Annotated in this window: 5 protein-coding genes and 1 pseudogene; all 6 read left to right on the top strand. The window is 61.9% G+C overall.

The features are described from left to right. Nucleotides 1-121, top strand: a pseudogene (locus G3572_RS21755) (IS3 family transposase); the annotation flags it as partial. 117 nt (nt 122-238) lie between these two features. After that, a complete protein-coding gene (locus G3572_RS21975) occupies nt 239-802 on the top strand; it encodes an AAA domain-containing protein (RefSeq protein ID WP_205518858.1) in 564 nt (187 codons plus the stop codon). 15 nt (nt 803-817) lie between these two features. Continuing rightward, nucleotides 818-1,213: a C-terminal helicase domain-containing protein gene (locus tag G3572_RS21970; protein ID WP_205518857.1), complete on the top strand. Its 396-nt coding sequence runs from the start codon at nt 818-820 to the stop codon at nt 1,211-1,213. After that, on the top strand, nt 1,214-2,233 hold the full coding sequence (locus G3572_RS21745) for a hypothetical protein (RefSeq protein ID WP_164615804.1): 1,020 nt from the start codon (nt 1,214-1,216) through the stop codon (nt 2,231-2,233). It begins immediately after the preceding gene. After that, nucleotides 2,230-4,416, top strand: coding sequence for an AAA family ATPase (locus G3572_RS21740; protein WP_164615802.1), 2,187 nt, complete (start codon nt 2,230-2,232; stop codon nt 4,414-4,416). The genes G3572_RS21745 and G3572_RS21740 overlap by 4 nt, the downstream gene beginning before the upstream one ends. Further along, nucleotides 4,416-5,729, top strand: coding sequence for an McrC family protein (locus G3572_RS21735; protein ID WP_164615801.1), 1,314 nt, complete (start codon nt 4,416-4,418; stop codon nt 5,727-5,729). Before G3572_RS21740 ends, G3572_RS21735 begins: the two co-directional genes overlap by 1 nt. The last annotated feature ends 150 nt before the right edge of the window (nt 5,730-5,879 follow it).

The raw sequence follows: 5,879 nt of genomic DNA, 5'->3' as shown, positions 1-5,879 counted from the left end.
CTTTGAAACCATCGAGGAGGTGCAGCAGATCGCCACCGAATGGCTGTGGACCTACAACAACGAACGCCCCAACATGGGCATCGGCGGCGTCACACCCGCCATGAAGCTGAAAATGGCCGCGTGGGTTCTACGGTCGCGCCCCGTTAAAACGGGGAGGATTACCGGTGAACCTGCACCCCGACTGGCCGCTTGATCCTAAACCCATCCCTGGCGCCTTGCGTGACGTCATCGCCGACCAATGCGGGCCGCGCCGATCACGCTGGATCTGGTTCACAAGACTAGCGGCGAAGATGACGGCTACCCGGTCCGCCGCACCACCAGCAATGACGAGGCGGCGGGTGGGCAACATGTCGTTGGCGCGACAGCCTGGTTCTTCTCCCGCGACGAGAATGTGCAGGCCTTTGACTGGCTCTTCGTCGATGAGGCAGGGCAGGTCGGTCTGGCCAACATGATCGCCATGGGCCGGGCGGCGCGCAATATCGTGTTGGTCGGTGACCCGCGCCAACTGCCGCAGGTGATCCAGGGCGCGCATCCGGAGCCTGCGAACCTGTCCTGCCTCGACTGGATGCTGGGCGACCATGCGACCGTGCCCCCGGACCGTGGCATCTTTCTGCCCGTCTCGCGCCGCATGCATCCCGAGGTCTGCCGCTTCATCTCGGACCAGGTCTATGAGGGGCGGCTGACCAGCCACCCCGACACCGCGCATCAGGCAGTCCGTGGCACGCGCTTCCCCGAGGCGGGAGCATTCTGGGTGCCGGTCCCGCACGAGGGCAACGCGCAGATCGCAGCCGAAGAGGTCTAAGCGATCCGCGCGGCCGTGGCCGACCTGCTGAGGGGCACATGGACAGAGAAGGGCGGCACCACCCACCCGATTCAGGCCAGCGATATCATCGTCGTGGCCCCCTACAACGCACAGGTCAACGCCCTGCGCGACGCGCTGCCGGAAGCCATCCGTGTCGGCACAGTGGACAAGTTTCAGGGACAAGAAGCCCCGGTCTGCCTCGTCTCGATGACCGCCTCATCGGCCCAGGAAACCTCGCGCGGGATGGAGTTCCTGTTCTCCCTCAACCGCATCAATGTGGCGGTCTCGCGCGCCAAGGGGCTGGCACTGGTCTTCGGCGCCCCGCGTCTGCGCGAGGCGAAATGCGAGATGGTCGAGCAGATGCGGCTTGTGAACACGCTCTGTGCTCTGACGGAATTGGGAGAAGGCTGAATGTGGGAAGGTATCGAGGCGCGAGTCGTGGAGAACGACCGTGATGCCGTCGTTCCGTTGCGGCGCGCTTTCTTGGCGGAGTTGGTCAGGTCTGATTTGCGACCCGGGACAGCCACGAAGAAGATGGTGGCATTCGATACGACCGGTGGAGAGCGGCTTGTCTGGCAGGTCGAGGCAACGGCGCAGAACTTTTTTCTGCATCGGAAATGGTCCGACCGGGTGGAAGCGGCAGGCTTTGTTGTAAAACTTTTTCTCTATCAGAACGGCCAGAAGGATGGTGCGCGCCATTCGGGTTTGAGCCGTGACTGGTCATTCAGGACGTCGGATTGCATTCAGGTGCGTGTGGACTCGGTGGGTCGGCTGAAAGAGCTGATTGCCCTTGTCGGTGGAGATAAGGGTGAACTTGCTCTCGATCCTACTGCCATTGCACGATGGATCGGTGTGATCCGGACGATGTTTCCGGGCTTCCGGCACTTCGATCCGCCGGATTCAGAGTTTGATCAGCGGGAGAGAAGCTACAAGCTCGAAACGTCGCGCAATCTGCGGGCCGGGTTGGAAGCGGCCTCGACGGATAGCGAAGTTCTGGACGCTGTGCTGGCGTCGATCAGCCTGAAGAGCAGCAATCTTCTGGATTGGCGGACGAGCCTGCCGCTCATGCCCAATGGTGATGGTGACAAGGAACTGCTTCAACCTGCCTTGGTCCGACTGGCGCGTGCGGCCTTGGGGCCGCCCGAAGGGCACGGTGCCGCGATGGATGAATTCGTTGCGGTCTGGCGTGCGGCGATGCCGAACCCTTCGGACGATCCGCCCCGGCAGATTGCGGAGTTCCTTTTCTTCCACCTTTGGCCGGACTCGGCGAGCTACATCCGCAATATCGTCCGGCAGGATCTGTGGCGCGAGGGGACGGGGCGTCCCTTTCCGCGTCATACCCAGGTTTCGGCCACTTATGCCGACGAGTTGCGGTTCATGCGGGCTGTCCGGGCGGCCTTTGCCGAGCGCATCTGGCCCCGAGGGACATGATCGACGTGCAGAGCGCGCTGTGGGTTGTGTCGCGGTACCGCGACGAGAGCACAGATATCGAGCGGCTGACGGTGGAAGGCGCGATGGATGCCTTTGATCGGCACAGGGATGGTGTGGAGCGGACAGATATCTTTGAGCGGTTCGGCGAACCCATGGACTACTGGGTCTTGCTGACGCGCGACCGACCGAACAGGGTCTATCCGACAAAGCCGATCATCGGGTTCATTCGCAAAAAGGCTGAATTCAGTGGCGGCTGGGGACAGAAGTATGATGCTGCCTCGCTGCTTCATGCCGCCGGTTTCGTGATCGTCGGCGAGACTGGTGACGCCCTCCCGCTGCCCGAACAGTACGCCCACGTGGATCGTGGAGCTGACCATGTGCGCCTTTGCGCGATCAATTACTTCGTCGAACCGGCGCGCGAGGATCAACAGTTGCAGGTGGAGAACAGGGTAGGCGATCTGCACCGCCTGCTCGGGCCGTCCTTCACGGTGGTGGCTGTCGGGGACGCGGTCTCTGATCCGGTGTTTGCAGATACAGCCGGCATCACCCTCATTGGTCGCAGAGGCGCGACGCAGTCTGAAGACGACACATTCACCTTTGCTTTCGAGCGGCCAAGGAAGACAGAACCCATGACGAGCACCGAGATTAGCTTGCCGACGAACCTGATCCTTTACGGGCCACCCGGGACCGGAAAGACCTATCATACGGCCTTCGAGGCGGTTCGGCTTTGCTTGGGCGAACAGACTAGCGATACGATGCGCAAGAACCGGAAGGCTGTAATGGAGGCCTATCGGACGCTGGTCTCCGAGGGTAGAGTAGAGTTCGTGACCTTCCACCAGTCCATGTCCTACGAAGAGTTCGTCGAAGGACTGCGGCCAGAGACGGGGTCTGCTGGAGGTGCGGATCCGTCGGAGGGCGGGGCGCAGGGTGGCGGCTTTACGCTCAAGGTGAAGGACGGGCTGTTCAAGCGGATCAGCGAGCGGGCGCGGCTGGATGCCGGGGTTGCGGCGGAGGGGGCTTCGCGGCTGGATCGGAAAAGAAGGATCTACCAACTGGGCCTCACAAGCAGCGGATGGAAATCCAAGCTTGATCAAGCCTTGGTCTTTGGGCGTATCGATTGGCTGCATGGCGGCGATACGGATTGGTCTGCGCCCGAATTCGAGGAATGGGAGCGCATCAAGGCCGTGCGTCAGGTCCAGGATCCGCAGATCAAGGGATACTCGCCCGATGTTTATGGGACTTGGGTGATCCGTTCGGAAGCCGAGATCGGCGACTTCGTCATGCTGACGGCGCGCACCGGAAATGTCGTGGCACTGGGGCGCATCGTGGGGCCGTATCTGTACGAGCCCCCGACCGCCACCGAACCAGCGCGGCATTCGCGGGCCGTCGAGTGGATGTGGTCCAGCGCGCAAGGCGTGGACCGCGAGGGGATCTATCCGAAGCCCTTCACCTCGTTCCACCCGATCTACTCGCTGGAGCCGGACCTGATCGGTTGGGATGTGCTTGAGGAAACGGTCTTTGGGAAAGATGCCGCCCGCCCGACGCGGTCTGCCCGTCCGCATGTGCTGATCATCGACGAGATCAACCGGGCCAACATCTCGAAGGTCTTTGGTGAACTCATCACCCTGCTGGAACCTGACAAGAGACTGGGGCTGGAAAACGAGATCAGGCTGCAACTGCCATATTCAAAGACGCTCTTCGGGGTGCCTGCGAACCTGCACATCATCGGCACGATGAACACGGCCGATCGCTCCATCGCGCTGCTTGATACCGCGCTGCGCCGCCGCTTTACCTTCCGCGAATTGATGCCGGACCCGTCAGTCCTGCCCGAGGTCGTGGACGGGATCGCGCTTCGGAGGCTCTTGCAGACGCTGAACGAGCGCATCGAGTATCTCTTCGACCGCGAGCATCAGATCGGACACGCCTATTTCTCGGCCTGCAAAAGCCGCGCGGATATCGAGGATGTGCTGCGATACAAGGTGATCCCTCTGCTGGCTGAGTACTTCTACGAGGACTGGTCCCGGGTCGCCGCCGTTCTGGGCGATACGGCGCAGGGACGGTCGCGTTTCCTGACCGCGCGCGTTCTGCCAGTGCCCGATGGCCTTGGGGACGATGACACCCGAGAACCGCGGATGCGCTGGACGCCGAATGACCGTTTCGATCTGTCCGAGTTCGCGGCCTGATGCGAATCTACACGATCCGGGAGTGGGAAAGCCTGTCCTACGGGAAGGGCGAGGGGCAGATACCCGAGCTCCTCGCTGCACGTCTGGCGGAAGTTGCACGGTCATCGCCCCTTGCCGGAAGCGGTGGGCAGGGCGTGCTGGAGGAACATCGCAAGCACATCCGGGCGCGGGGAGTCGTGGGCGTCATTGCTGCACCGCAGGGCGCGCTGGAAATCCTGCCGAAGATCGATGTGGTCGAAACCGACCCGACGGCCCGTAACGCAGCGATCCGGAGGCGACTGATTCATATGCTTGCCGTGGCGCTGGATCTGCGGATCGACCTTGGGCGGGTGACGGAGCTCGATTCGCAGCGCGACACGCTTCTGGAAATCCTGATCCGGGTCTTTGCCGAGAAGCTGACCGAAGCTGTCAGGCGAGGCATGCCGCGACAATATCGGCGGGACGAGGATGATCTGCCTGCCCTTCGCGGGACCCTCGACGTGACGCGGCAGTTCACGCGGCATGCGGTCAATCCGTCTCGCCTCGCCTGCCGGTTCGATGAGCTGTCCGGGGACATCGCCCTGAACCGGATCCTGAAGGCGACAATCGGGCATCTTTCCCGTGCCTCGCGAAGTGCAGCCAACGTCCAGACGCTTCGGGAGCTGGGCTTTGTCTATGCCGACGTCACGGATGTGCGGCCGGCCGCCCTTCGGTGGAACGAGGTGATCCTCGACCGGACGAACCGGACATGGGCCGAGTTGCTGGCAATGGCGCGGTTGTTCCTATTCGGACGATATCAGACGACCAGTTCGGGCGCTGGTCAAGGCACTGCGCTGCTCTTCGAAATGAATGCCTTGTTCGAGGAATATGTGGGCCGGATGATCGTGCGCTGCCTGAGGGGCACGGAGTTTTCCGTCCATCTGCAGACCGGTCGGTTGTTCTGCCTGACCTCGGAGCCTGACCGGCGCGGTCTGTTCCAGACGAAGCCTGACATTCTCATTCGGCGGGGAGGTGAGGTGGTCCACATCATCGACACGAAGTGGAAGAGAATAACGGCGCGGGTGGACGACAGGAAACATGGGGTTTCCCAAAGCGACGTTTACCAGATGATGGCCTATGGGCATCTTTACCGGACGAGTCGGTTGACACTGCTGTATCCCCGGCATCAGGGACTGGACGGATCGCCTGTTGTGCTAGCGCGGAACAGGATCACGGGGCGGGACACGATTTTGGAGACCGCCTGTGTGGGGATCGGAAACGTTGCGGTGTTGATGGCTGAGTTGGATGAGCTTTTCCGGCTGGATGCAACCTGTCCAGACTCGGTAATGGCATGATACAGGTCTCGGCATCTTGTTGATTATGCTCCGGCCCCATTGATTTCGGGCGGTTTGCGTGATTCAGGCTCCGCAAGGCGACCTGACCGACGAGCAACCTTTTCTGGCTGACGAACGCCCCGATGGAGCGTTTGAAGCCGTTCTTTCCGA

Origin of the sequence: Pseudotabrizicola algicola (assembly GCF_010915705.1) — a bacterium.
In the GTDB taxonomy this organism is placed as follows: domain Bacteria; phylum Pseudomonadota; class Alphaproteobacteria; order Rhodobacterales; family Rhodobacteraceae; genus Pseudotabrizicola; species Pseudotabrizicola algicola.
This window is presented reverse-complemented; position numbering and strand designations above follow the sequence as displayed.

What these genes read in the sequence shown, in the direction of transcription:
- G3572_RS21735 (WP_164615801.1), top strand. Translation starts at nt 4,416, where the DNA reads ATGCGAATCTACACGATCCGGGAGTGGGAAAGCCTGTCCTACGGGAAG.
- G3572_RS21740 (WP_164615802.1), top strand. Translation starts at nt 2,230, where the DNA reads ATGATCGACGTGCAGAGCGCGCTGTGGGTTGTGTCGCGGTACCGCGAC.
- G3572_RS21975 (WP_205518858.1), top strand. Translation starts at nt 239, where the DNA reads ATGCGGGCCGCGCCGATCACGCTGGATCTGGTTCACAAGACTAGCGGC.
- G3572_RS21745 (WP_164615804.1), top strand. Translation starts at nt 1,214, where the DNA reads ATGTGGGAAGGTATCGAGGCGCGAGTCGTGGAGAACGACCGTGATGCC.